At 63.7% G+C, this 22,662-nt stretch carries 21 protein-coding genes and 1 tRNA gene; 7 read left to right on the top strand and 15 right to left on the bottom strand.

Features of this window, described 5'->3' with window-relative positions; translation table 11 throughout:
* Positions 1 to 20 precede the first annotated feature (20 nt).
* Positions 21 to 1,169, top strand: a complete 1,149-nt coding sequence (locus tag EO094_RS01880; RefSeq protein ID WP_128290651.1) for a site-2 protease family protein — start codon at positions 21 to 23, stop codon at positions 1,167 to 1,169.
* 86 nt (positions 1,170 to 1,255) lie between these two features.
* On the opposite strand, the gene EO094_RS01875 is transcribed toward EO094_RS01880, so the two are convergent.
* From EO094_RS01875 to EO094_RS18375, 3 genes are all read right to left on the bottom strand, one after another.
* Complete coding sequence (locus tag EO094_RS01875) at positions 1,256 to 2,716, bottom strand: pilus assembly protein TadG-related protein (RefSeq protein WP_246008332.1); 1,461 nt, start codon at positions 2,714 to 2,716, stop codon at positions 1,256 to 1,258.
* The gene (locus tag EO094_RS01870; RefSeq protein ID WP_164879520.1) at positions 2,716 to 3,237 is read right to left on the bottom strand and encodes a TadE/TadG family type IV pilus assembly protein; all 522 of its coding nucleotides are present in this window, start codon (positions 3,235 to 3,237) and stop codon (positions 2,716 to 2,718) included. Before EO094_RS01870 ends, EO094_RS01875 begins: the two co-directional genes overlap by 1 nt.
* A gap of 83 nt (positions 3,238 to 3,320) precedes the next feature.
* A complete protein-coding gene (locus EO094_RS18375) occupies positions 3,321 to 3,872 on the bottom strand; it encodes a TadE/TadG family type IV pilus assembly protein (protein ID WP_164879519.1) in 552 nt (183 codons plus the stop codon).
* Positions 3,873 to 4,152: 280 nt separating this feature from the next.
* On the opposite strand from EO094_RS18375, the gene typA reads away from it, so the two are divergent.
* Entirely contained in the window at positions 4,153 to 5,979 is a 1,827-nt protein-coding gene (gene typA, locus EO094_RS01860) for a translational GTPase TypA (RefSeq protein ID WP_128290648.1), read from the top strand.
* A gap of 50 nt (positions 5,980 to 6,029) precedes the next feature.
* Positions 6,030 to 6,539 carry a GNAT family N-acetyltransferase gene (locus EO094_RS01855; protein WP_128290647.1) on the top strand — a complete coding sequence of 170 codons (510 nt, stop codon included), beginning with the start codon at positions 6,030 to 6,032 and terminating at the stop codon, positions 6,537 to 6,539.
* 39 nt (positions 6,540 to 6,578) lie between these two features.
* On the opposite strand, the gene EO094_RS01850 is transcribed toward EO094_RS01855, so the two are convergent.
* The 5 genes from EO094_RS01850 to betI all read right to left on the bottom strand — a co-directional run bounded on the left by EO094_RS01850 (position 6,579) and on the right by betI (position 10,042).
* Positions 6,579 to 6,887 carry a DUF167 family protein gene (locus tag EO094_RS01850; RefSeq protein ID WP_128290646.1) on the bottom strand — a complete coding sequence of 103 codons (309 nt, stop codon included), beginning with the start codon at positions 6,885 to 6,887 and terminating at the stop codon, positions 6,579 to 6,581.
* Complete coding sequence (locus tag EO094_RS01845; protein WP_092813306.1) at positions 6,884 to 7,174, bottom strand: YggT family protein; 291 nt, start codon at positions 7,172 to 7,174, stop codon at positions 6,884 to 6,886. Before EO094_RS01845 ends, EO094_RS01850 begins: the two co-directional genes overlap by 4 nt.
* A 112-nt stretch (positions 7,175 to 7,286) precedes the next feature.
* Positions 7,287 to 7,499, bottom strand: a complete 213-nt coding sequence (locus tag EO094_RS01840) for a hypothetical protein (protein ID WP_128290645.1) — start codon at positions 7,497 to 7,499, stop codon at positions 7,287 to 7,289.
* 274 nt (positions 7,500 to 7,773) lie between these two features.
* Positions 7,774 to 9,459 (bottom strand): choline dehydrogenase, encoded by a 1,686-nt coding sequence (gene betA, locus EO094_RS01835; RefSeq protein ID WP_128290644.1) that lies wholly within the window; start codon positions 9,457 to 9,459, stop codon positions 7,774 to 7,776.
* On the bottom strand, positions 9,452 to 10,042 hold the full coding sequence (gene betI / locus EO094_RS01830; protein WP_128290643.1) for a transcriptional regulator BetI: 591 nt from the start codon (positions 10,040 to 10,042) through the stop codon (positions 9,452 to 9,454). The genes betA and betI overlap by 8 nt, the downstream gene beginning before the upstream one ends.
* A gap of 188 nt (positions 10,043 to 10,230) precedes the next feature.
* On the opposite strand from betI, the gene EO094_RS01825 reads away from it, so the two are divergent.
* Complete coding sequence (locus EO094_RS01825) at positions 10,231 to 11,193, top strand: choline ABC transporter substrate-binding protein (protein ID WP_128290642.1); 963 nt, start codon at positions 10,231 to 10,233, stop codon at positions 11,191 to 11,193.
* Positions 11,194 to 11,319: 126 nt separating this feature from the next.
* Positions 11,320 to 13,767, top strand: coding sequence for a PAS domain-containing protein (locus EO094_RS01820; protein WP_164879518.1), 2,448 nt, complete (start codon positions 11,320 to 11,322; stop codon positions 13,765 to 13,767).
* Positions 13,768 to 13,843: 76 nt separating this feature from the next.
* On the opposite strand, the gene EO094_RS01815 is transcribed toward EO094_RS01820, so the two are convergent.
* Positions 13,844 to 14,620, bottom strand: coding sequence for a response regulator (locus tag EO094_RS01815; protein ID WP_128290640.1), 777 nt, complete (start codon positions 14,618 to 14,620; stop codon positions 13,844 to 13,846).
* A 227-nt stretch (positions 14,621 to 14,847) separates the two neighbouring features.
* Here EO094_RS01815 and EO094_RS01810 point away from each other — a divergent pair, with 227 nt between their 5' ends.
* Positions 14,848 to 15,417, top strand: a complete 570-nt coding sequence (locus EO094_RS01810; protein ID WP_205649799.1) for a sigma-70 family RNA polymerase sigma factor — start codon at positions 14,848 to 14,850, stop codon at positions 15,415 to 15,417.
* 90 nt (positions 15,418 to 15,507) lie between these two features.
* Here EO094_RS01810 and EO094_RS01805 read toward each other — a convergent pair whose 3' ends face one another.
* The 4 genes from EO094_RS01805 to EO094_RS01790 form a co-directional block, all read right to left on the bottom strand.
* Positions 15,508 to 15,723: a hypothetical protein gene (locus EO094_RS01805; RefSeq protein WP_128290639.1), complete on the bottom strand. Its 216-nt coding sequence runs from the start codon at positions 15,721 to 15,723 to the stop codon at positions 15,508 to 15,510.
* A gap of 116 nt (positions 15,724 to 15,839) precedes the next feature.
* Entirely contained in the window at positions 15,840 to 16,373 is a 534-nt protein-coding gene (locus tag EO094_RS01800; RefSeq protein ID WP_128290638.1) for a MarR family winged helix-turn-helix transcriptional regulator, read from the bottom strand.
* A 173-nt stretch (positions 16,374 to 16,546) separates the two neighbouring features.
* The gene (locus EO094_RS01795) at positions 16,547 to 17,572 is read right to left on the bottom strand and encodes a GntR family transcriptional regulator (RefSeq protein ID WP_164879517.1); all 1,026 of its coding nucleotides are present in this window, start codon (positions 17,570 to 17,572) and stop codon (positions 16,547 to 16,549) included.
* A 489-nt stretch (positions 17,573 to 18,061) separates the two neighbouring features.
* Positions 18,062 to 19,153, bottom strand: coding sequence for a glycosyltransferase (locus EO094_RS01790; RefSeq protein WP_128290636.1), 1,092 nt, complete (start codon positions 19,151 to 19,153; stop codon positions 18,062 to 18,064).
* Between the two features lie 162 nt (positions 19,154 to 19,315).
* Between EO094_RS01790 and EO094_RS01785 the strand changes: the two genes are divergently transcribed.
* Positions 19,316 to 21,730, top strand: a complete 2,415-nt coding sequence (locus EO094_RS01785) for a membrane-bound PQQ-dependent dehydrogenase, glucose/quinate/shikimate family (protein ID WP_246008331.1) — start codon at positions 19,316 to 19,318, stop codon at positions 21,728 to 21,730.
* 100 nt (positions 21,731 to 21,830) lie between these two features.
* On the opposite strand, the gene EO094_RS01780 is transcribed toward EO094_RS01785, so the two are convergent.
* Together EO094_RS01780 and EO094_RS01775 are read right to left on the bottom strand one after the other, a co-directional pair.
* Positions 21,831 to 22,436, bottom strand: coding sequence for a hypothetical protein (locus EO094_RS01780; protein WP_128290635.1), 606 nt, complete (start codon positions 22,434 to 22,436; stop codon positions 21,831 to 21,833).
* A gap of 124 nt (positions 22,437 to 22,560) precedes the next feature.
* A tRNA-Ala gene (locus EO094_RS01775) sits at positions 22,561 to 22,636 on the bottom strand.
* Positions 22,637 to 22,662 lie beyond the last annotated feature (26 nt).

Here is a 22,662-nt window from a genome sequence, read left to right as displayed (position 1 = left end):
ACCAGGACCATTTATTTCTTATGTCCTGGTCCTTTCCCATCGGCCGGCTCTTCGGCTCGGAAATCCGCATCCACGCCACCTTCTTTCTTCTTTTGGCGTGGATCGGGTTCGCGCATTACCAGATGGGCGGGGCCGCCGCCGCCATCGACGGCGTTCTCTTCATCCTGGCGATATTCGCCTGCGTCGTCGCGCATGAATTCGGTCACGCGCTGACGGCACGCCGCTTCGGCATCAAGACGCCCGACATCACGCTTCTGCCGATCGGCGGGCTCGCCCGTCTCGAACGCATGCCGGAAAATCCGCGCGAGGAGATCCTCGTCGCGCTCGCCGGCCCGGCCGTCAACATCGTCATCGCCGCCGTCTTGATCCTCGCCCTCGGCGGCGCCGTCGATACGGCCTCGCTCGCCTCGCTCGACAATCCGCAGGTGAGCTTTTTGGCCCGTCTTGCCGGCGTCAATCTCTTCCTCGCCCTCTTCAACCTCATCCCGGCCTTTCCGATGGATGGCGGGCGCGTCCTGCGCGCGGCCCTCTCCTTCAAGCTGAGCCGCCCGGCCGCCACCACGATGGCGGCGCGCATCGGCCAGGGCATTGCGGTCGGCTTCGGCTTTCTCGCCCTTTACGGCAATCCGATCCTTCTCCTCATCGCCGCGTTCATCTTCCTCGCCGGCAATGCGGAGGCCCGCTCCGTCGGCCTGGAAGATGCCGCCCGCGGGCTCAGGGTGCGCGATGCCATGATCAGCGAATTCGAATCCCTCGCCCCCTCCGCGACCCTGGGCGAGGCCGCCGAGCTTCTTCTGCGCACCACACAGCATGAATTTCCGGTCGTCGATGGCAGCGGCCGCCTGCGCGGCATCCTCACCCGCGCGACGCTGATCGAAAAGCTCGCAGCCGAGGGGCCGGACGCCCCCGTCCTGCATGTCATGACGACCGATATTCCGGTGATTGCCGCGCGCGCCCGCCTGAGCGATGCGCTGAAGCGCCTCCAGGCCGGCATGGCGCCGGCGGTCGGCGTCGTAGAGGGCGGCATCAGCCTGGCCGGCCGCACCGAAGGCGGCCGCTTCATCGGCTATATCACTGCCGACAACATCGACGAGCTGATGATGATCCGCGGCGCCACCGGGCCCGCCTCACCACCAGGCCGCGGCACCAGCCCCGTCGTGCCGCAATAGGTCGTTGCGAAGACCTTCTGCGGGGCGGCCGAAACGCCCAGCCAACACCGCTTCACGCTCACGCAGCAGGTGCCAAACGAACCCAATCAGCGGCTGACGCGCAGATTGGAAAGCGAATCGCCGATCTGTTCGAAGGCGCTCTTGAGCGCCGCCGGGTCGGGGGAATCGAAGTAAAGGCTAGGATCAGAGGCACACTCTCGCATCAATTTCTGAATAGACGGATCAGTCGTTCTAAAAACTATAGTATAGACCTTAATCCCAGCCGTGTTCATAGATTTGCAAACCATCGAGAGACGCTCATTTAATTCTTTGTCCGCCTCATATTGATTTGTCGTACCGAGACGTCCGTCCCACAAACTTCCGTATGCAGCGTAATCATTCAGCGCACCAGACACTTCATTGCGCCCATCGGTCATAAGGATCGCCGCCTTACTTATTAGATTATTTTCATAATCGAGAGGCAGGTTGTATGTTTCCATATCGCCACCCCATAAACCTCTCCAAGACGGCGAAAGCATTCTCCACCCCCAGACGGCTCCGATATTAAGGTACGTATTACCGAGCGCAGACATATTGTTTATGCCGCTGATTATGTTGGCCTTAATTGGAGTCATCCTTGTAACAACCTGAGGGCACTTATAATTTGGACCCTGATCTTTTGTTATTTCATACGTTTTTGTCCCCGGAGATTCTCGCCATGTTCCAAGGCATATAAATCCGAGAATCAGCGGCCCATCACAGTATCTCGACCCAGGTGTTGTCTTAATCCAATCGTAGCGACTGCTGTCAGGCCAATAGTATGGATCGAATTTTTTGGCTGACGGCGGATCATCCGTAACGTCATACCCGTCCGGCCTTGCTTCGACGCATCCCTCCCATTCATAACCGGCGGATTGCCCATAATCGATCTCGTCTGGATCCGTGATATCGGCCGTCGTCAACCAGTCTTTGTGGCTTTTCCCGACATTGACTGCCTGTGAGAACGGCACCAGGCCGACATAAAGGTTTTCGCCGACGGCATCGTCTCCGAAGAGGGCGTCAACCAGAGTCTTGGCCGCCGTCTTCAGCGCTCCCATGCTCGAGCCCATCGACCCGGTGTTATCGAGCACCATCACGACTTCGAGACCGGTCATCTTGCGCGTGACCTCAGAATGGGCGCTGACCGTCAGCGTCTTGAAGCCGAGAAGCTTCATGAAGGTGGTCGGCACGCGTGCCGAGGCATCCACCGTGACCGTCGTCTTCGAATCGTTCAGCTCTGCCTTGACGCTGGCGATATGCGCATTCGCATAGCCGTCTGGGAAATTCGCCCGGACGAACTGCTCCACCTCGTCCTGCACATTGGTCGAATGGATGCGCGATCCGGCCGCAAGCCCGCCGGCATCGGCGGCATTCAGGAGCTTGGCCTGCACAAGCTGGGCCCGCCCGACATCGATGGCAAAGCCGATGACGACGATCAGCCCGAGCGCCGAAAAGCCGATCAGCGGCGCGACCGAGCCATCTTCCCGGCGCAGATAGCGGTAAAAAAGGCGACGGAGAGAACACAACATCACAGGCACCCCGCCGTCGTTGTCAGCTGCCCCAGACGGGGCCGGAACATGGCGTATTTGTAGACCCCGTGATCACCGAGGAAGAAGTTGCCGAAGGGCGGCGTCCACTCGTAGAAGACCTCGGTGATGATGAGATAGTCCTTGGCATCGAGCGTGAGATCCCCCGGCACGTCGGCGATGTCGTCGATCTTGCCGATCCGGCTTGCCGCTTCGAGTGTCCCCCCGCCTTTGCACTGCCATTTGACGCGGAGTTTGCTTTCGTCCTCGTTGCGGGCGACGGCACTCAGAATGACGAGCCCGTTCGCGCCGAAATCGAACGGCTTCATCAGCTGGGCGGAAGCCACAAACAGCTGGTTCGCCATGGAAGACGTCAGAATCTGCTCGCGCGAGATGGTGTCGGCGACGGTGAAGGCCATCTTGTCCACCTTCTGCTGCACCAGGATGTAGCGGCTCAAATCGAAACCGCCGAGCAGCAAAAGCACGAGAAAGGGTGCGACGAGCGCGAACTCGAGCGCCGCCACACCCGCCTCGTTGCGTCGCAAAGTGCGCAAACACTGCGCCGACCGGCGCAACGCGCTATGTGCCCGTTTCAGGATCGGTCGCATCAGAAGGGCTCGTTCTTCACCACCGCATGCACGGTGATATCGAGGGTGTTATCACTTCCACCGAGGATCTTGCCGATCATCGGCGTGAAGAATTTCCAAGGGTAGGTGATGGTGTAGACAACAACGTCTCTGCCATCGCCGTAACCGGGCTTGCTGACCCGGTATTCCCCCTCGTCGTAGACACCATTGCCGTTGGCATCGATGAAGCCATCCGGATACTGGCCGAGGTCTTCGAAGTTGGAAAAGGTCTGGCTGGTGATCTTAATTTTCGCCGGATCCACGAGAACGCGGGAATAGCCGTCAAGCTCGGCGCGGATCGTCTGCTCGCGCGTGAGTTTGTTGTCTTTATCGTTATAGCCCGTGCGCCCGAGCCGGGTCGCAGTATAGCTCGCATGCTCCAGAACGCTTTCGGCGGAGAGATAAAGCCCGAGCTCGACGATCCCCATCATCAGGAAGATCAGCACCGGGGCAATCAGCGCGAATTCCACCGCCGTCGCGCCGTCTTCGTCGCGACGCCACCGCGAACATCTTGTTCGATATCGTCCGAGCATAGTTAACGCCTTACGATGACGTTTTCTTTTGTCTCTTCGAGCCGTCATGTGGCTTGCATCTTCGACCCAAAAAGCCAGGAAGCGATTAAAATGCGCTGCATTTCGCGAGAAACCTGCAAGAAGCCTCAATGAGGCGTTAAGGGGCGCGTGAAAAATCCGAAAAAATGTGTCAAAGGGCCCTTCTGAGGCGCCTTTTCCGCGCTTCGGACCATGTTTGCGCCACAACCCCTGTCTTCCATGACTGGAATGGAGTATGGGCGGCGCACATATAAAGGCCCTCATGACAAAGACTCTACGTAACATCGCCATCATCGCGCATGTCGATCATGGCAAGACGACGCTCATCGACGTGCTCCTCAAGAGCTCGGGCTCCTTTCGCGAGGGGCTGCGTGTCGCCGAGCGCGCCATGGATTCCAACGCGCTGGAGCGCGAGCGTGGCATCACCATTCTCGCCAAGGTGACGTCGCTCGTCTGGAACGACGCGCGCATCAACATTGTGGATACGCCAGGCCATGCCGATTTCGGCGGCGAGGTGGAGCGCATCCTCAATATGGTCGACGGCGCCCTCCTCCTGGTGGACGCGGCCGAAGGCCCGATGCCGCAGACGAAATTCGTGCTCACCAAGGCGCTCGCCGCCGGGCTGAAGCCGATCGTCGTCATCAACAAGGTCGACAAGGGCGATGCCCGCCCCGACTATGTCCTCAACGAGGTCTTCGATCTCTTCGCCGCCCTCGGCGCTTCCGAAGAGCAGCTCGACTTCCCCGTGCTTTACGGCTCCGCCAAGCAGGGCTGGATGGCGGACACACCGCAAGGCCAGCATCAGGGCATCAATGCGCTCCTCGACCTCGTCGTGCGGCACGTCAACGCGCCGACCACCGAGGAAGGCCCGTTCCGCATGCTGGCGACGACGCTCGAAGCCGATCCCTTCCTCGGCCGCATCCTTACGGGCCGCGTGCGCTCCGGCGAGATAAAGCCCGGCCAGACGGTGAAGGCGCTGTCGCGCAAGGGCGACCTGGTCGAAAATTTCCGCGTTTCGAAGGTTCTCGCCTTCCGCGGCCTGGAGCGTCAGCCGATCGACAAGGGCGAGGCCGGCGACATCGTCGCTCTCGCCGGCATGAGCGAGGCGACCGTCGCCGATACGCTCGCCGATCCGGAGGTGACGACGCCGATCGCCGCCCATCCGATCGATCCGCCGACGCTCTCCATGTCGTTTCGCATCAATGACGGGCCGCTTGCCGGGCGCGAGGGCTCCAAGGTGCAAAGCCGCGTGATCCGCGAGCGCCTGCTGCGTGAAGCGGAAGGCAACGTCGCGCTGAAGATCACGGAATCGACCGACAAGGACGCCTTCGACGTCGCCGGTCGCGGCGAATTGCAGCTCGCCATCCTGATCGAGACCATGCGCCGCGAAGGCTTCGAGCTGACCATCGGAAAGCCGCGCGTCGTCACCAGAACGGACGAGAACGGCGAGACGCTGGAACCGGTCGAAGAGGTCACGGTCGACGTCGACGACGAATTCTCGGGCGTCGTCATCGACAAATTGTCCACCCGTCGCGGCGAGATGGTGCAGATGCAGCCTTCGGGCGGCGGCCGCACCCGCATCGTCTTCTATGTCCCGACCCGCGGCCTCATCGGCTATCAGCCGGAGCTTTTGTCCGACACGCGCGGCACGGCGATCATGAACCGCGTCTTCCACGAATGGCAGCCCTGGCGCGGCGAGATTCCGAGCCGCCAGCGCGGCGTCCTGATCTCCAACGGCACCGGCGCCGCCGTGCCTTACGCGCTGTTCAACCTGCAGGATCGCGGTTCGATGATGATCGGGCCGGGCGAAGCCGTCTATCCGGGCATGATCGTCGGCGAACATTCGCGCGGCAACGATCTCGAGGTGAACGTCCTCAAAGGCAAGCAGCTCACCAACATCCGCTCCGCGGGCAAGGACGATGCCGTGCTTTTGACGCCGCCTTTGAAGCTCAGCCTGGAGCAGGCGCTGTCCTACATCGCCGAAGACGAACTCGTTGAAATCACGCCGCAATCCATCCGTCTGCGCAAGGCGATCCTCGATCCGAACGATCGCAAACGGGCCGAGCGCAGCAAAAAAGATGCCGCTTGACGTATCGACAGTGATTGCTCGAAAGGGGCGAAGCGGCTTACGCTTCGCCCATGAGCGCTGTCGTTATCGATATCCGCTATGCGGAACATTCCGATGCAACCGCTATCGCGGATGTGCATGAGCGTTCCTGGAGCGAGGCCTATGCCGGCATCCTGCCGGCCGTGGCGCTCCGTCAGATGGTCGCCCGCCACGGACCCCGCCACTGGGTGGAGGTGATCGGCCGCAGGCGCAATGTCCTCGTTCTGGAAGTGGGCGGCATGATCGCCGGTTATGCCACCTTCGGCGTTGCCAGACAGCGCTCCCATGCCCGCACCGCCGAGATCTACGAGCTCTATCTCCTGCCGGAATATCAGGGCATCGGCGGCGGACGCCTGCTCTTCGAAGAGACCTGCCGCACCTTGAAGGAGCGGGGCTTCACCCGCCTCATCGTCCGCGCATTGACGGAAAACGCCCGCGCCCTCGAATTCTACGAGCACCGCGGCGGCGAAATCCGCTCCATGGCGCAGACGCTTTTCGGCGAGCGGCGCATGCCCGTCGCGGTTTTTTCGTTCAAACTCTGAAAACGGCCAGAACGCTCCCCAGAACGCCCACCGGAACGCTCAAACGACGCTCTGAAGCTTCTTCGTGAGTTCGTCCGCATCGCCGGCGAGAAGCAGCACCTTCACGCGGCTCGTCCCGCCTGTTGCAAGCGACACCGAACTCTTCGGAATACCGAGCGCCTTCGCCACCAGATTTTCGAGCGCCTTGTTGGCCGCGCCCTTTTCCGGCACGGCCCGCACGCGCGCCTTGATGACGGCGCGCCCGTCGGCAAGCTCTTCCACCCCTTCGAGCGCATCCTTGGCGGCCTTCGGCGTCAGACGCACCGAAAGCAGGAGCCCCTCGGAGGTCGCCTTAAACGGCTCGCTCAAAAGACGACGGGATAGATGTAATAGACGATGATCCGCTGCAGCAGAAAGATGAGAAGGATCGCGATGATCGGCGAGATGTCGAGACCGCCAAAGGCCGGCACGAAGCGCCGGATCGGCCGCAGCACCGGCTCCGTCAGCTGATACAGCATGCGCCCGATCGTCGAGACCACCTGATTGCGCGGATTGACGACGTTGAAGGCGTAAAGCCACGAGAAGATCGCGCTGGCGATGATCACCCAGGTATAAAGATTGAGGATCAGAAGGATAACGTCGAGAATGGCGCGCATGGAGGTCCGAGGTGTCTGTGGTGGCAGGACGCTCGCCCATGTAGCTGCCAAGCCGGCGCCTTACAAGGCGTGATCCCGCCGCGCCCGACAGCCGAAACGTTCCCGTCAGACCTTACGCGACGAGCCGGCAGAGCCGCCGCACCTCTGCGGCCCCATGGGCGCCGGAGCTGAGGGCCACTTCGCGGGCGATCCGGTCTTCCTCCCGGCGCAGGTCGCGCTTGGCCCGCAGGGCGCGGATGAGGGCATTGGCGGCACAGCTGCGCGCCGGATCCCCCGGCTGATAGACTTCCTGCATCAGGAGTATGATCTTGGCATCTTCGCCCATGGCAAAGTCCCTCCTTCGCAGACGACAACGCCCTTTGATTCAAAAGCGTTTCAACTGCGCGACAGTAAGTGCGCGTTATGCTTAACCGTTGGTTACGCTGCCGCGCAACGGGCGCGGTTCCGCCTGTGGAAAGCGCCCGCGCGGTTCCCTTTTAGCGGCTCAAGCTTGCGCCGGCCGTGCCCCGACATGCAGGCCAGCCATTCCCTCGCGCATACCGGGCTCGCAGACTGGCCCTGCCCGTGACACGCCCGTGAAACGCCTATGACCGCGCCCGTCAGGCGGCGAGATCGTGATGCGGCAGCTTGCTACGCTGGCTCACGGCCCAGCCGGAGACGATAACCGGCTCGCGCTCGAAGCGCGGCAGAAGGCTGCGCCCCAGAATATGATCGGCCGCCTTCTCGCCCACCATCAGCGAGGGCGCGTTGAGATTGCCGTTGGTAATCTGCGGGAAGATGGAGGAATCGGCCACTCTGAGCCCGTCGACCCCAATCACCCGGCAGGCGGGATCAACGACGGCGCCAACATCGTCGGCCTCCCCCATGCGACAGGTGCCGCAAGGGTGATAGGCGCTTTCGACTTCACTGCGCACGAAATCGTCGAGTGCCGCGTCGCTCACCACCCCTGGCCCAGGCGCGAGCTCGGCGCCGGAGAATTCTCCGAAGGCCGGCTGTCCAAAAATCTCGCGTGTCAGCCGGATCGCCGCCCGAAAATCGCGCCAGTCCTGCTCGTGGCTCATATAGTTGAAGCGGATCGCAGGCGCCGTCGCCGCATCCGGCCCATTCAGCCGCACAGAGCCACGTGAGGGCGAGCGCATCGGTCCGATATGGATCTGGTAGCCATGCGCGCTCGCCGCCGCGCTGCCGTCATAGCGCACCGCCGCCGGCAGGAAATGCATCTGCAGGTCGGGATATGCGACGCCCGGCGCGGAGCGGATGAAGGCGCAGGCCTCGAAATGGTTGGTGGCGCCGAAACCGGTGCGCGTCAAAAGCCAGCGCGCGCCGATCCGCCCGCGGCCGACGAGCCCGAGATGCGGGTTGAGCGTCACCGGCTTGCGGCATTCCTGCTGCACATAGACTTCGAGATGGTCCTGGAGATTGGCGCCGACACCCGGCCTGTCGGCGACGACATCGATGCCCTGCTCCCGCAAATGCTCCGCCGGACCGATCCCCGAAAGCATCAGAAGCTTTGGCGAATTGATCGACGAGGCGGCGACGATGATTTCCCGCCGCGCCCGGATCGTCTCGCGGGCGCCGCCGCGAGAGACGACGAGCCCGACGGCGCGGCGATCCTCAAACAGGATGCGCTCCGCCAGCGTATTGCTCATGAGCTCGACATTCGCCCGCTTCAAGGCCGGGCGCAGATAGGCCTGAGCCGACGACCAGCGCTGCCCGCGCCACACCGTCATCTCCATCGGCCCGAAACCTTCCTGGGCCGAGCCGTTGTAATCGAAGGTGAGCGGATAACCCGACTCCGCGCCCGCACGGATGAAGGCCGAATAGAGTGGATTGCGCATCGTGCCGCGCGTTACATGCATCGGCCCGTCGCTGCCGCGCCAGCCGTCCTCGCCGCCATGGCTCGTCTCCAGCCGCTGGAAATACGGCGCCACGTCGGCATAGCCCCAGCCGTTGGCGCCCATCTCCTGCCAGGTGTCGAAATCCTCCGGATGGCCGCGCACATAGACCATGCCGTTGATCGACGAGGAGCCGCCGATCACCTTGCCGCGTGGGCAGGCGAGCGACCGGCCGCCGAGATGCGGCTCCGGCTCGCTGCGATAGCCCCAATCGTAGCGGCTCGTATTCATCGGGATCGAGAAGGCCGCCGGCATCTGGATGAAGGGCGAGACATCGCTGCCGCCATATTCCACGACGAGGACGCTGTTCTGTCCGTCCTCGGACAGCCGGTTGGCGAGCACGCAGCCGGCGGAGCCGGCGCCGATGATGATGAAATCGACGTCACGCATGAGCAGGTTTCCGATTGAGGAGAGCATCGACGGCATGTTCCAGGAGAGCGGCCGCACCGTCGGGATCGGCGGGTCCGGCAAGCGAACGGCGGATCCACACGCCGTCGATGAGCGCGGCGAGCGTTTCAGCGATCCGCACCGCCTCCTCGCGCGCCACCAGATCCTGCAGCGCGTGCAGGAGATTGCTTTCGAGCCGCCGCGTATAGACGCGCAAAAGCCGCCGCGCTTCGGGCTCCGTCTGTGCCGCCTCGTAGAAGGCGAGCCAGGCGGAGATGACGGCAGGACGAAACTGAGCTTCCGAAAAATTCCCGGCGATGATGGCGCTGATGCGGGCCCGCGGCGTCGACGCGGTCTTCAGGCATCGCTGCATCTCCTCGCCGAGCTCGGAGAGAAGGTGGCGCATGGTGGCGAGCAGGAGCTTGTCCTTGCCGCCGAAATAATGATGCGCGAGCCCGGCCGACACGCCGGCCCGCTTGGCGATCGTGCCCATGGTGATATGGGCCATGCCTTCCTGGTGGATGGCCTCGATGGCGGCGTCGATGAGCGCCTTGCGGCGCACGGGTTCCATTCCGATGCGGGGCATTGTCGTCTCCTGCCGCTCTTCTGCTTTTTTTTGATTGATCAGTCAATCAAGCAAACATTGCCATTCCGCGGCGATGGTGTTTCGATGCCGCCGCCGCGTCGGAGGCCGCCTGACGCCCCGCCGCACCGGCGGGCCTGGCGCCTTGAGCCGCGCGGCACGCAATTTGAGAACCAAGACGGAGACACCGAATGACGCCCATCGCCCGACAGCTTCTTGCCGCCCTCTCCGGCGGCATCTTCGCCCTGTCGCTTGCCGGCCCGGCGCTGTCGCAGAGCGCCCCCGATAGCTGCAAGACGGTGCGCTTTTCCGATGTCGGCTGGACCGACATCACGACGACGACGGCGCTTGCCTCCGTGGTGCTGGAAGGCCTCGGCTACAAGCCGGACGTGAAAGTCCTGTCCCTGCCGGTCACTTATGCGTCGCTAAAGAACAACGATCTCGACGTCTTCCTCGGCACCTGGCTGCCGACGATGGAGGCCGACCTCGCGCCCTATCGCGAGGAGGGTTCGGTTGAGACGCTGGAGCCCGCCAACCTCACCGGTGCCAAATACACGCTCGCCGTGCCCGCCTACACCTACGAGAAGGGCCTGAAGAGCTTCGAGGATATCGCCAAGTTCAAGGACGAGCTCGACGGCAAGATCTACGGCATCGAACCCGGCAATGACGGCAACCGCCTCATCCTCGGCATGATCGAGGACGATCAGTTCGGCCTTGGCGATTTCGAGCTCGTGGAATCCTCCGAGCAGGGCATGCTCGCCCAGGTCAGCCGGGCTGTGCGGCGCGACAAGCCGATCGTCTTTCTCGGCTGGGAGCCGCATCCGATGAACGCCAATTTCGAGCTGAAATATCTGTCGGGCGGCGATGATGTCTTCGGCCCCGATTACGGCGGCGCGACGATTTATACGAATGTCCGCGAAGGCTATCTCGACGAGTGCCCGAATGTCGGCCAGTTCCTCAAGAACCTGAAGTTCACGCTGCCGATGGAAAACGAAATCATGGGCGCGATCCTGAACGACAACAAGGAAGCCCGGGCGGCCGCCAAGGAATGGCTTCAGGCTCATCCCGAGACCCTCGATAATTGGCTTGAGGGCGTAAAGACCTTCTCCGGTGAAGAAGGCCTGCCGGCCGTCAAGGAAAGCCTCGGCGGCTGACGCTGCGGCGGAGACGTAAAATTCCGGGCCGGCGAAGATCTCCGCCGGCCCACCGCAACCCGGGGCGGGTATCGGCCGTTCACCGCAGGAAGGCAGCGGATGCTCCGCCGCCAGAAGCGGTTGGGAATGCACGAAGAAAACCTGAGACCCCTGGCGGCGGATCGCCTTGAAGGCCTGAAGCGCGAGAACGCCGAATTGAAGGCGCGCATCGCGGCTCTTGAGGCAGACCGCCAGCCTTTGTCCTCGTCGGAAGAGGAAGATGCCCGGGCCCGCCTGTTGCGGCGCGAAGAGCAGCAGGCGATCGTCGCCGCGCTCGGCAATCGCGCGCTCGCCGGCGCTCCGCTCGATGACCTGTTGGACGAGGCGGTCTCCGGTGTCGGCAAGGCGCTCGGCTGCGACCATACCGCAATTTTGCGACTCCTTCCCGATGGCGAGAACTTCCTTCTGACCGCCGGCTCCGGCTGGCGTGCGGGCCTCGTCGGAACGCATCTCGTCAGCGCTCGCGCCGGCTCCAAGGCGTCCTTCGCCCTGTCCTCCGGACAGCCTGTCGTCACCAGCGACATCGCCCACGAATCCCGCTTCGAAGAGAGCAACATTTTTCTCGAACACGGCGTCAAGAGCGGCGTCACCGTCCTCATCGGCAAGAAGGACAATCCCTGGGGCGCGCTCGGCGTGCACGCCTGCGAGATCGAGCGCTTCGTCGCCGAGGACATCGGCTTCGTGCAGGCCGTCGCCAACATTCTCGCCGTTGCGATCGAGCGGCAGCGCGCCGAAACGAAATTGCAGGCGCAGGAACGGCGCCTGCGTCTGGCGCTCGACAGCGCCCATATCGGCACCTGGGTCTGGCACAAGGAAGAGGGCCTCTCCTATTGGGACGAGACCACCTTCGAGATCTTCGGCGTTCAGGAACGAAGCGGCCCGCTCACCCATGAGGAGGCCCTCGCCTTCGTCCATCCCGCCGATCGCGAGCGTGTCTCGCGCGAGCTGAAAGCTCTCATCGAGGAGGGCCGGCCGTTATCGATCGAGTTCCGCATCACCCGGCCCGACGGCGAAATCCGTTGGATCGCCTCGGCCGCCGAATGCCATCGCAGCGACCAGTGCACGCGCGCCTACGGCGTCAATTACGACATCAGCGCCACCAAGAAGGCGCAGGCCGAGCTGGCCGACAACGCCGCCCGGTATCGCCTGTCGCTGCGCGCCGTCGCGGGCGTCGTCTACGAGCGCGATATGGCGACGGGGCGCGTGGCGGCGAGTGAAGGCCTGGATAGGCTCGTCGGCGAAAGCCATGGCGGCACCTCGTTCCTGCCCTGGTGGATTGAGCGCGTCCATCCCGACGACCGCGACAGGCTCCGGACCCTCGGCACCGAGCTGAGACGCGGCGAGCGCGACAGTTTTGAGGCGACATACCGCGTCCGCCATGCGGATGGTCATTGGGTCGACGTCTGGGACCGCGCCTATCTCGTCTTCGACAAGGAAGGGCGCCCGAGCCGCCTCTTCGGCTTCGCGTCCGACGTGAGCGAGCTTCTCGAAATCCAGCGGCGTCAGACGGTGCTCCTGGCCGAGCTCGATCACCGCGTGAAGAACATGCTCGCCAATATCAGCGCCATCGCCACGCAAAGCCGCAGCGAGACGCATTCCATCGATTCCTTCATCCGCTCCCTGCGCGGGCGCATTCAGGCGCTCGCGGATGCGCATGAGCTTTTGAGCCGATCGGGCTGGGACGGTGCGCTGTTGCGCGACCTCGTCGAAGGGGCCTTGAGGGTCGCCGGCGGCCGGGCCAATGCCCGCATACAAATCGACGGTCCGGATGTGATGCTGCCGCCGCGGCTGACGCAGAGCCTCGCCTTGAGCCTGCACGAACTCGCCGCCAATGCCGCCCGCTTCGGCGCACTCTCGGGGCCGGGAGGTCATCTCAAGATCAGCTGGGAACGCGACGATCTGCACGGCGGACATCGTTTTTCCTGGGACGAGACCGCACCCGAAGCACTGCAGCCGCCCGCCAATGAGGGCTTCGGCACCTTCGTCATTCGCTCGATGATGGAAACGGAGCTGCGCGAAAAGGTGCATCTGGAATTCCGCCCGCATGGCGTTTTCTGCACCTTCCGCATTCCGCAGATGAAGGAGGCGCCGCGGCATGATTTGCCGGCTGTCGCGCGGGGCCTGCAAAGCGGCAGGGACGGCGCCGCGCCCCCTCTGCCGAAAGGTTCGGTCCTGATCGTCGAGGATTCCCCTCTCCTCGCCTCCGTCATGCAGGAAGCCGTGGAATCGGCCGGATGGCCGGTGGTCGGCCTCGCTGCCGACGTCGCCGAAGCGCGTCGCATGGTGGCGGAGAAGAATTTCGCGGTCGCCCTCCTCGACCTCAACCTGCAGGACGAGATTTCGACGGAAGTGGCGCGTGATCTGCGCCGTAAGGGCGTGCCCTATGTCATCGCCAGCGCCTATCGCCCGCAGGATCTTCTGGAGCCGGACTTGGCCGATGCCCCCTATCTGCCGAAACCGATCGATCAGAGAGCGCTCGTTGAAATCGTGCGCCTGTTGATGTCGAGCCCGCTCGAAAGCTTCGCGTCGGTGTGAGAGGCGGTACCTTGTCGAGATCGCCGGACCGCCCGACCGGACAGCTGAGGACAGAATCCCCTCGCTGACAGCGGCGTCAGGAGACCATTTCAAGGCCGGCGAGCTGGCGCACGGCGGCTTCGACGGCGACCCGCTCGAACGGCTTGCGGACGATCAGGGCGTCCCGCTCCCCGACGGAGCGCAGCACCTCGCTCGGGAAAGCCGTCAGATACATGACCCGCGCTTCGTGAAAGCGACGGATGGTGCTGACGGCGTTGAGCCCGTTGCCTTCGGCGAGCCGCACGTCGGCGAGGATGAGATGCGGCCGCTTCTCTGCAGCCTTGAAAACCGCCTCGCTCTCCTTGCTGGCCGTGCCGATCACCTCGATGCCCATGCTCGAGATGATGCTGGAGATATCGCTGGCAACGAGCGGCTCATCTTCGATGATCAGCGCCGACAGGCTCGGCGAGGCGAGCATCCGGTAGCCCTCGTCGACGAGACCTTGCGCTCTCTCCGCGCTCACGCCGAGGATCGTCGCCACCTCGTCGGCGCGGAACCCGCATACGGCGCGCAAAGCGATGGCTTCGCGTTCTTTCAGCGGCAGACGCAAGAGACCGCCATGCAGCACTTCCTGCCCGATGGCACGGCCGTTGCTGACCCACATCGGCGAAATCTCGGACGCGCCGACCTCATGGAAATGGCGAAAGAGGGTGATGAGGGGATCGGTCTTGCCGTCGAGCCGCGCCGGATCGAACCGCCGTAGACAGCGTTCGATGACCTCGTCGGCCTGCGGCAGCGAGCCGAACAGGCAGAAAGCATAGCGGCGAAGACGAGCCACCGCGTGTTTCACGTCGTCGGAAACCTGCGTGTTCATACTCTACCCCCGAGCCGTCCGACATGAGGTGACAGCCTATCGGCAAACTTGCGCCGACACATTAACCTGGGCGAACTTAGTGTTCAAACGCGGCTGCCGGCGCCGAAAGTCCGTAGCCGTCTAACGACCTTAGACGTGAAACCTCGGCAAAATATGGCAGGCTTTGCCGCCGCGGGTGATTCTTGCGCGAAACCGGGCGTTGGGGAAGAGAGCAGGCAAACGGTGAAATGACGACCGGTGACGACCGGAAAGGCAACGTCCGTCGCGAGATCGCCGCGCTGATCCCGCATCTGCGCCGCTTTGCGAGATATCTCGTCCAAAATCCGGAATGGGCGGACGATCTCGTGCAGGAATGCCTCGTGCGCGCTGTCGCGTCCCTCGACCGCTACGAGGACGGCACCAATCTCAAAGCCTGGCTCTTCACCATCCTGCGCAACATCTACAAGAACGATCTGCGCAAGAGCGCCAACCGGCGTCGGGTGGAAGAGGATCTGACGCATGAGGCGAGCACGCACAGTAAGCCCGGCCAGGAATCCGCCGTGGCTCTCCAGGAGGTGCGCCATGCCTTCGCCCACCTCTCGCCGGAGCATCGCGAGATCCTGCTTTTGACGGCGGTGGAAGGCGTCGGTTACGAGGAAGCGGGCGAGATGCTCGATATTCCGATCGGCACGGTGCGCTCGCGCGTCTCGCGCGCTCGCGCCCGCCTCACGCAGCTCCTCCAAGAGCCCGGCGGTGCGGACGCCATGACCGCAGCGGCCGGCGATGCCGAGATCGACGATCTCCAGAAGAGCGACTGACCATCAGAGTATGCGCCGGGTGGGCGGCGCAGGCGTTCGCCGCCGCAGGCATGACGGGGCCCCGGCCGTCGCCACACGGATCTCGGCGGCTTAGTCTTCGCTTTTCGGCTTGCTGAAACGAGAACCGGCACCCGGAGTTCCAGCGGCTCCCTCCGCTGTCTTTTCGGCACTCTCTAGCGCGGTCTCGCCCTCAGCCGGCGCGTCGCCGGTGAGCGCCTGAAGCAGGCGATCCGGCACGTCCTCGGCGAGAACCTCCTCGCCGAGCTTCGCGAGCTGTTTTTGCAGGTAGTCATCGTCCTGCGACACGGGGAACCCCGAAGATACCATAGGAATGCCGCCGGATTGAGCTCGCGGTCTGATCATCTCTGTTGCCTTGAACCAGCGCTTAGCCGCGTGATGTTGCGCGAGCGTCGGCCCCTCTGTCAAACGGGAGACTGACGCACGGAGACGGCCTCCGCGCGTCCATTGACGGCGCCGCCGGAAGCCGAAGCGGCGGTCTTGCGGACCGGATTGCTCGGCGCCTTCCAGCGCCCGGCCTTGCGGTAAAGGCTCGCCTCCAGATCGGCAAGCGCTTCATCGAGGAAAGCCCGCATCGTCGGCGAAACGGACTGCATCACGTCCGCGTCGGCGCGCTGCCACAGCGCTTCGATCTCGGCGACCTTTTCCTCACCCTTCTCGGTGAGCTCGATCATGCATTTGCGCTGATCCTGCGGGGCCGTGCGGCGGCGGATATAGCCGTTGCGCTCCAGACGCACCGTCATCTTCGTCACCGTCGGCGGCTGGATGGCGAGCAGCAGCCCGACATCGGAAAGGCACATCGCGCCTTTTTCCTTGAGCAGCATCAAGACGCCGTCCTGGCCCGGATGCAGATCGATTTCGCGCAATTTCGCCGCCACGAAAACGCGCTGGGCCTTGCCGGCCTGCGAGAGTTTGTAAAGCAGTGTGTCCTGAACCAAGAGCAGATCCCTCCTCCGCGGGGACGCGCCGATTTCTTCAAGCGCGTCAGTGCATTCGGTGGCAGGAAACACGGCAGTCGGAGGCTGGTTCCGCTCCAGGTTGCAGGAAACGCGCTTTTGTCGCGCGCTCCGTTGGTCAGGAGAAAGATCGCCGGATGGCGAGCGAGCGCGCCTTATCCGGCGAGATCGCTCTCCGCCGATACGTCGTTCCGCTCGCGCCGCCTCGGCGCGTTCTGCCGCCCTTGGGTCTTCGCCTTGGAGCGCGCAACGGCGGCTTTCTGGGCTTCGGCGGTCAGTTTCATCGTCGACACATAGGCGTTTTCAAGATGCGACCGCATTCTCCGCGCCGCAAGCTCGCGGTCGTTGGCGCACAGCGCATCCATGATCTCCATATGCTCCTTCACCCAGGTCACGATTCGTTGAACGGGCTGAACGCCTTGATATTCCAGGAGCCGGCGCATACGGTTCTGATGCTGGATCGCCTGCACGAAGAAGCTGTTGTTGGAGAAACCGGCCATCATCTCGTGGAATTGCGCATCGATGGCGAACAATTCCAGGCTGCTCGGCGCCAGGACTTCCCCCTGCTCCAGGAGCCACAAATGCCGGGCGCGGGCGCGGTCGAGCGCCACCATGTCGATCTCGAACGTGTCGAGCATCAAAGCGGCAGGCTCCACCATGATACGGAAATCGTAGCTGTTGCGCATCGCCACCGAGGTGTCGATCGCCGGCTGAAACGTCCAGCCGCGCCCCTTGTTCTTGGTCACGATGCCTTCTTCGGCCATGCGCGACAGCGTGCGCAACAGCACGGCCCGGCTCGTCTTGAAGCGGTCGAGCAGCATCGTCTGAGTGACGGTATTGGGAATGTCGCCCTGCAGGCGCTCGCGAATGAGATCGAGATAAAGCTCGTCGTCGCTGCTGCTCGGCGCCGCCAAAATCGTGCTCTTCAGAGCCGTCCAGCCCTTGAGGAGGACATATCCCTGGTTCGGACGCGCCCGCACGATCTCTTCCTCGGCAAGGAGTGAGAGGGCCGCCCGCACCGGCGTGCGCGACACGCCGAGCTGGGTTGCCAGCGCCACTTCCGCCAGGCGATCGCCTTCTTCAAGCCGCCGATCTCGAACGATATCCAGGATTTGGTTGGCGAGAGCATATTGGCTCCTGGAACCGCGTTGCCCGTTGGTTTCCTCTCGTCTGGCGCGCATTCGTCTCCCCCTGTGACCTCTGCTTCGATAGATTTGGGTAAACGCTTCGGCGTTCAACGGCAATTCACCGTTGGACGCAGTAACCGGCACGTAAGTCTCACCTAATCGCGACAGATATGTCGCCAACCCCCAGTATTCTCGCAGCCGCGCCCTTGCGCACCACGATCTGTGCCGACCCCGAAAACACCGCATCACATTGCACAAATATGTGCATTTCGTCCATCGTCGACTCAATTATAAAACCTGCCGGGGAATTCCAGCAATAAGAAATCACCGGCGGTTGAAGATGCTTGAGTGACAAACAGTGACGCTGCGGGCGCCTCGCCGACGCCAGCAAAGAGCATATCTCTTCGTCGCTTGTCTTTAACCTGTACAAATAAGCTAAAATAAGACGCACTCTGATGCCGCCCGCCCCAGAGCGATCCAGGAACGAGTCTCACAATTTCTGCGACAGTGAAGCGGAACTCAATTTCCCGTCTAATTTTGTTCTCACACCTTCCCGTGAGAAAGGTCGAGCGCCACGCATTCCGGCTCGCCCGGCGGCAGAAACGGCGCCGGTCGCCCCCGCAGCCGTCTCACGAAACCTTTGAGCCTGTAAGCCTCCCGCCGCAATTTTCCAAAGCGCCCGCTGACAAGGCACACGGCGATGCTGCCTGCCAGCCGCAGAACGGCGAGCGCCCGGCTCCTCCGCCCAACGGACCTCCCAGAATCTCGCCCGGTTTTCTCCATCACATAGGCGTGCGACCAGCCGAAAGAGATGTCTTTGACGCGGTTCGATTTCGCGGCCGGGCGGGCGGAAGGCCCGGACGACCGGTTGCCGAGATGCACCGCCTCCGCCTCCGGCACATAGATGATCGGGCGCCGCGCCGCCCGGTAGCGAAACGCGAGCTCGTCATCTTCGAAATAAAGAAAGATCGCCGGATCGAAGCCGCCGAAGGCGAGGAACGGCGCCACCCGGACGAGCATCACCGCCCCCGACAGCATCGCGATGCAGGCATCGCCTTCGGGCGGGCGACGGTGCTTCTGGCGCGGCTCCAGCGCTGAATCGACCCGAAAGAACACCTTCCCCGTCTCGTTGACGATGCGCGGAACGAAGAGCGCGCAGTCCGGATAGCGCTCCGCCGCGGCAAGAAGCGCCGCGACGCCATCCTCCGACATCGCCGCATCGGGATTGATGACGAGCGCGAATTCCGTCGTGACAGCGGCAAGCCCGGCCATCACGCCGCGGCCGAAACCGCAATTCACGTCGAACGCCAGAATGCCAAGGCCCCGTTCCCTGGCCGCCGCCCGTGTGGCATCCGAGCTGCCATTGTCGACGACGATGCCCGGCAGCCGTGCCGAATGCGCGCCCTGCCAGCGCAACGCCTCAGCCGAATTGTAGGCGACGGTGACGAGCGTGACGTGTCGGGCCAAATCTGCGCGGCTCGGCGCTCTGCCTCTCTCGGCGCTGCCTGTCTCGACGCGGCCATTGGCACCGCCGTCCACCCGCTCCATCCCCTCGTTCGTCACGCCGCGCTCCTGAAATCCGATGCCGCGGGCCTTGCCCGACCGCCCGCCCGTTGTCGAGGGGTCAGAGATCATTGGCCTTTCACATCGATGATGCACACTCGGCCCTGGCGAAGAGCCAGTTTCGCGCTACCATGCGCCACATCGCTCGCACGGCCGGCACCAGAAGCGCAAAGCTCGGCAACCGGCCGAACGGACCGGCACCCGGCCGGCAGCAAGACAAAAAGGGGGCGTGCGTTGAACACACAATCCGAAAACAGAAACACGGTGGGCCTTTGGCTCGCCCGGCTACTCGGCCTCGTTCTGGCTCTCATCGGGCTCGTTCTGGTCGGCGGCGGCGGCTGGCTCGCAAGCCTCGGCGGCTCCTTCTATTACGTTCTCGCCGGCCTCGGCCTTCTGGCGTCCGGCATCTTGATCATGGCGGGCCGCGCCAGCGGCGCCTGGCTCTACATTTTCGTGTTCTTCGCCACGCTTCTGTGGGCCTATTGGGAAGTCGGCCTCCACGGCTGGGCGCTCGTGCCCCGCGTGGTGGCGCCGACCGTGCTTCTCGTCCTCGTCATTGCCGCGATGCCGCCGCTCGCGCCCTGGGATTATTCCTGGCGCTCGGCCTTTGCCGGCATCGCGGCCGTCCTCGTTCTGATGGTCGGCGGCGGGGTCTATATCGCCATCGTCAACGCCCCGCAGGTCCAGGGCCCGTTGCCGGCGGCCGGGCGTCTCGCCATGGCCGACCCGTCACTCAAGGAGGTCGGCAGCGACTGGCCTGCCTATGGTGGCACCTATTCGGCGCGGCGCTATTCCCCGCTCGCCGAAATCAATCGCGACAATGTCGGCAAACTGAAGCGCGCCTGGGTCTACCATACCGGCGATCTGCCCGACAGCGAGCTCGCCAAGGGCAAATACGGCGCGGAAACGACGCCGCTCAAGGTCGGCAACACGCTCTATCTCTGCTCGGCCATGAACATCATGATCGCCGTCGATCCGGAAACCGGCAAGGAGCGCTGGCGCTACGATCCGAAGGTGTCCGACGATTGGATCCCCTACACGGCCGCCTGCCGCGGCGTGACCTATTTCGAGGTGCCTGACGCAGCCCCCGATCAGGTCTGCCCGACGCGCGTCATCGAAGGCACGCTCGACGGTCGTCTCATCGCCGTCGATGCCGAGACCGGCGAGCCCTGCTCCGATTTCGGCGACAACGGCTCCGTCAACTTCAAGCGCGGCATGGGCGAAGTCGTCCCCGGCATGGTCTCGATGACCTCCGCGCCCACCATCGTGCGCGGTGTCATCGTCACCGGCCATCAGGTGCTCGACGGCCAGAAACGTTCAGCCCCCTCGGGCGTCATCCAGGGCTTCGATGCCGTCACCGGCGAGCAGCGCTGGGCCTGGGACATGACGCAGCCGGAGATCACCGGCCAGCCGCCGGAAGGCAAGACCTACACCCGCGGCACGCCGAATATGTGGACGACGGCGAGCGGCGATGAAGAGCTCGGCCTCGTCTACCTGCCGATGGGCAATTCCGCCGTCGATTACTGGTCGGGCTCCCGCACCGACGCGGAGAGCGAATATTCGACCTCGCTCGTCGCCATCGATGTGGAGACCGGCAAGCCCGCCTGGCACTTCCAGACGGTGCACAAGGATGTCTGGGATTACGATCTCGGCGCCCAGGCGACGCTCGTCGATTTCCCGGTCGGCGACGGCACCGTGCCGGCGCTCATTCTCCCCTCTAAGCAGGGCGACATGTACGTCCTCAACCGCGAGACCGGCGAGCCGATCACCGGCGTCGAGGAACGCCCGGTGCCGACAGGTGGCGTGGAGCCGGAAGAGCGCTCGCCGACCCAGCCCTTCTCGCTCTATCACACGCTCCGCAAGCCGGACCTGACGGAAGCCTCCATGTGGGGCATGTCGCCGATCGACCAGATGGTGTGCCGGATCGAGTTCCGCCGCTCCTCCTATGAGGGCTTCTACACGGCGCCGACCTCCGACCAGCACTGGATCGAATATCCGGGCTACAATGGCGGCACCGATTGGGGCGGCATCGCCGTTGATCCGACCCGCGGCGTCATCGTCGCCAATTACAACGACATGCCGAACTACAACCGTCTCGTGCCGCGTGCCGAGGCCGAGCGCAAAGGCTGGGCGCCGCGCAGCCAGGAGCGTGGTGCCATCGGCGGGGCGGAAGGCGCCGGCGATCCGCAGGCCGGCACGCCCTACGCCATCAACGTCAATGCCGGCTGGCGCCTGCCATTCACCGGTCTCCTGTGCAAGGAGCCTCCCTATGGCGGCATTCGCGCCATCGACATGGAGACGGGCAAAACCCTCTGGGATCGCCCGTTCGGCGAGGCGCGCACCAACGGGCCTTTCGGCATCCCCTCCATGCTGCCGATCACCATCGGCACGCCCAACAATGGCGGCGCGGTGGTGACCGCCGGCGGCGTCATCTTCGTCGCCGCGGCGACGGACAATCTCATCCGCGCCATCGATATGGAGACGGGCGAGACCTTGTGGAGCGACGTGCTGCCGGCAGGCGGCCAGGCGACGCCGATGACCTATGAGGCGAACGGCCGGCAATATCTCGTCATCATGGCGGGCGGCCACCACTTCATGGAAACGCCGATCGGCGACGCCCTCGTGGCCTACGCCCTACCCCAGCAATAAGGGGCCGCAGCAATAGGCGCTCGCGCCTTTGAGAAACACCGCCCGGGGCATATCCCCGGGCGTTTTCGTTTTCGCACCTACCGTCTGCCGGAAGCAGGCTTTATCCCGGCATCTTCAGCGGCGGAAACCCCTCGTACCATTCCCCATGACGGCCTTCGTGATTGTCCATGCCGGGCCGCGTCAGATAGCCCCTCGGGGGAATGTAGCTTGAGATCGTGCGCGCCGGGCGCTCCGACCAGGTCAGGTTAAAAGCCGCGAGTTTGGGAAAGAACTCCATCGCCGAATAGGGCAGATGGTCGTGCACCCACCACGCCATGGCGCGCCAGTCGGCCCCGTCGGCATAAAGGTCGGCAAACCACGGGATGACGATGCAGGCCGTCGCCCCCATCTCGCCCTCAGGCCCGCGCCGATCCCAGATATGCCCGGCATAACTCGTCTCGTTGCGCGCGCAATTGAGCTTGTTGTCGTTGCCGAAAGCGTTGAGCTCCGGCGCCCGATAGGCCGAGCGGATGGCGATCCGCCCGAACGTCGCCTCGATCGGTTCCAGAAGCTCCTCGCAAAGCCGCCGCCCCGCCGCGATCATCAGATCGGGATCGTCGGGCACGTTCGGCCGTCCGTAAAAGCCTGAGATTTCCGAATAGAGAAAATCGCGCAGGAAGAAATTCGCCGACAGCCGCACCCGCCCGAGCTCTTCAAGCGCCCGCATGCTCGCGGGCTTCCTCCTCACCCCGCCCTCATGGCCGGCGCCAACTGCGTGAAACGGCACGCAAAAGGCCTCGCGAAAGACCTGCGCCAGGAAGCGAAAAACGACGAAAACATGGGAAGGAAATTGGTGGAGCCGAGGGGAATCGAACCCCTGACCTCTGCAGTGCGATTGCAGCGCTCTCCCATCTGAGCTACGGCCCCGCCGCGAACCGAAAACGGTCGCAAGC

It is taken from the genome of Afifella aestuarii (genome assembly GCF_004023665.1).
Lineage (GTDB): Bacteria > Pseudomonadota > Alphaproteobacteria > Rhizobiales > Afifellaceae > Afifella > Afifella aestuarii.
The sequence above is the reverse complement of the archived record's forward strand: the minus strand, read 5'-3'. Positions and strand labels throughout refer to the sequence as shown.

Excerpts from the sequence above, each read along its gene's own strand:
- EO094_RS01880 (WP_128290651.1), top strand. The coding sequence starts at position 21 with ATGTCCTGGTCCTTTCCCATCGGCCGGCTCTTCGGCTCGGAAATCCGC.
- EO094_RS01875 (WP_246008332.1), bottom strand. The coding sequence starts at position 2,716 with ATGTTGTGTTCTCTCCGTCGCCTTTTTTACCGCTATCTGCGCCGGGAA.
- EO094_RS18375 (WP_164879519.1), bottom strand. The coding sequence starts at position 3,872 with ATGCTCGGACGATATCGAACAAGATGTTCGCGGTGGCGTCGCGACGAA.
- typA (WP_128290648.1), top strand. The coding sequence starts at position 4,153 with ATGACAAAGACTCTACGTAACATCGCCATCATCGCGCATGTCGATCAT.
- EO094_RS01855 (WP_128290647.1), top strand. The coding sequence starts at position 6,030 with ATGAGCGCTGTCGTTATCGATATCCGCTATGCGGAACATTCCGATGCA.
- EO094_RS01845 (WP_092813306.1), bottom strand. The coding sequence starts at position 7,174 with ATGCGCGCCATTCTCGACGTTATCCTTCTGATCCTCAATCTTTATACC.
- EO094_RS01840 (WP_128290645.1), bottom strand. The coding sequence starts at position 7,499 with ATGGGCGAAGATGCCAAGATCATACTCCTGATGCAGGAAGTCTATCAG.
- betA (WP_128290644.1), bottom strand. The coding sequence starts at position 9,459 with ATGCGTGACGTCGATTTCATCATCATCGGCGCCGGCTCCGCCGGCTGC.
- betI (WP_128290643.1), bottom strand. The coding sequence starts at position 10,042 with ATGCCCCGCATCGGAATGGAACCCGTGCGCCGCAAGGCGCTCATCGAC.
- EO094_RS01825 (WP_128290642.1), top strand. The coding sequence starts at position 10,231 with ATGACGCCCATCGCCCGACAGCTTCTTGCCGCCCTCTCCGGCGGCATC.
- EO094_RS01820 (WP_164879518.1), top strand. The coding sequence starts at position 11,320 with ATGCACGAAGAAAACCTGAGACCCCTGGCGGCGGATCGCCTTGAAGGC.
- EO094_RS01815 (WP_128290640.1), bottom strand. The coding sequence starts at position 14,620 with ATGAACACGCAGGTTTCCGACGACGTGAAACACGCGGTGGCTCGTCTT.
- EO094_RS01810 (WP_205649799.1), top strand. The coding sequence starts at position 14,848 with ATGACGACCGGTGACGACCGGAAAGGCAACGTCCGTCGCGAGATCGCC.
- EO094_RS01795 (WP_164879517.1), bottom strand. The coding sequence starts at position 17,572 with ATGCGCGCCAGACGAGAGGAAACCAACGGGCAACGCGGTTCCAGGAGC.
- EO094_RS01790 (WP_128290636.1), bottom strand. The coding sequence starts at position 19,153 with ATGATCTCTGACCCCTCGACAACGGGCGGGCGGTCGGGCAAGGCCCGC.
- EO094_RS01780 (WP_128290635.1), bottom strand. The coding sequence starts at position 22,436 with ATGCGGGCGCTTGAAGAGCTCGGGCGGGTGCGGCTGTCGGCGAATTTC.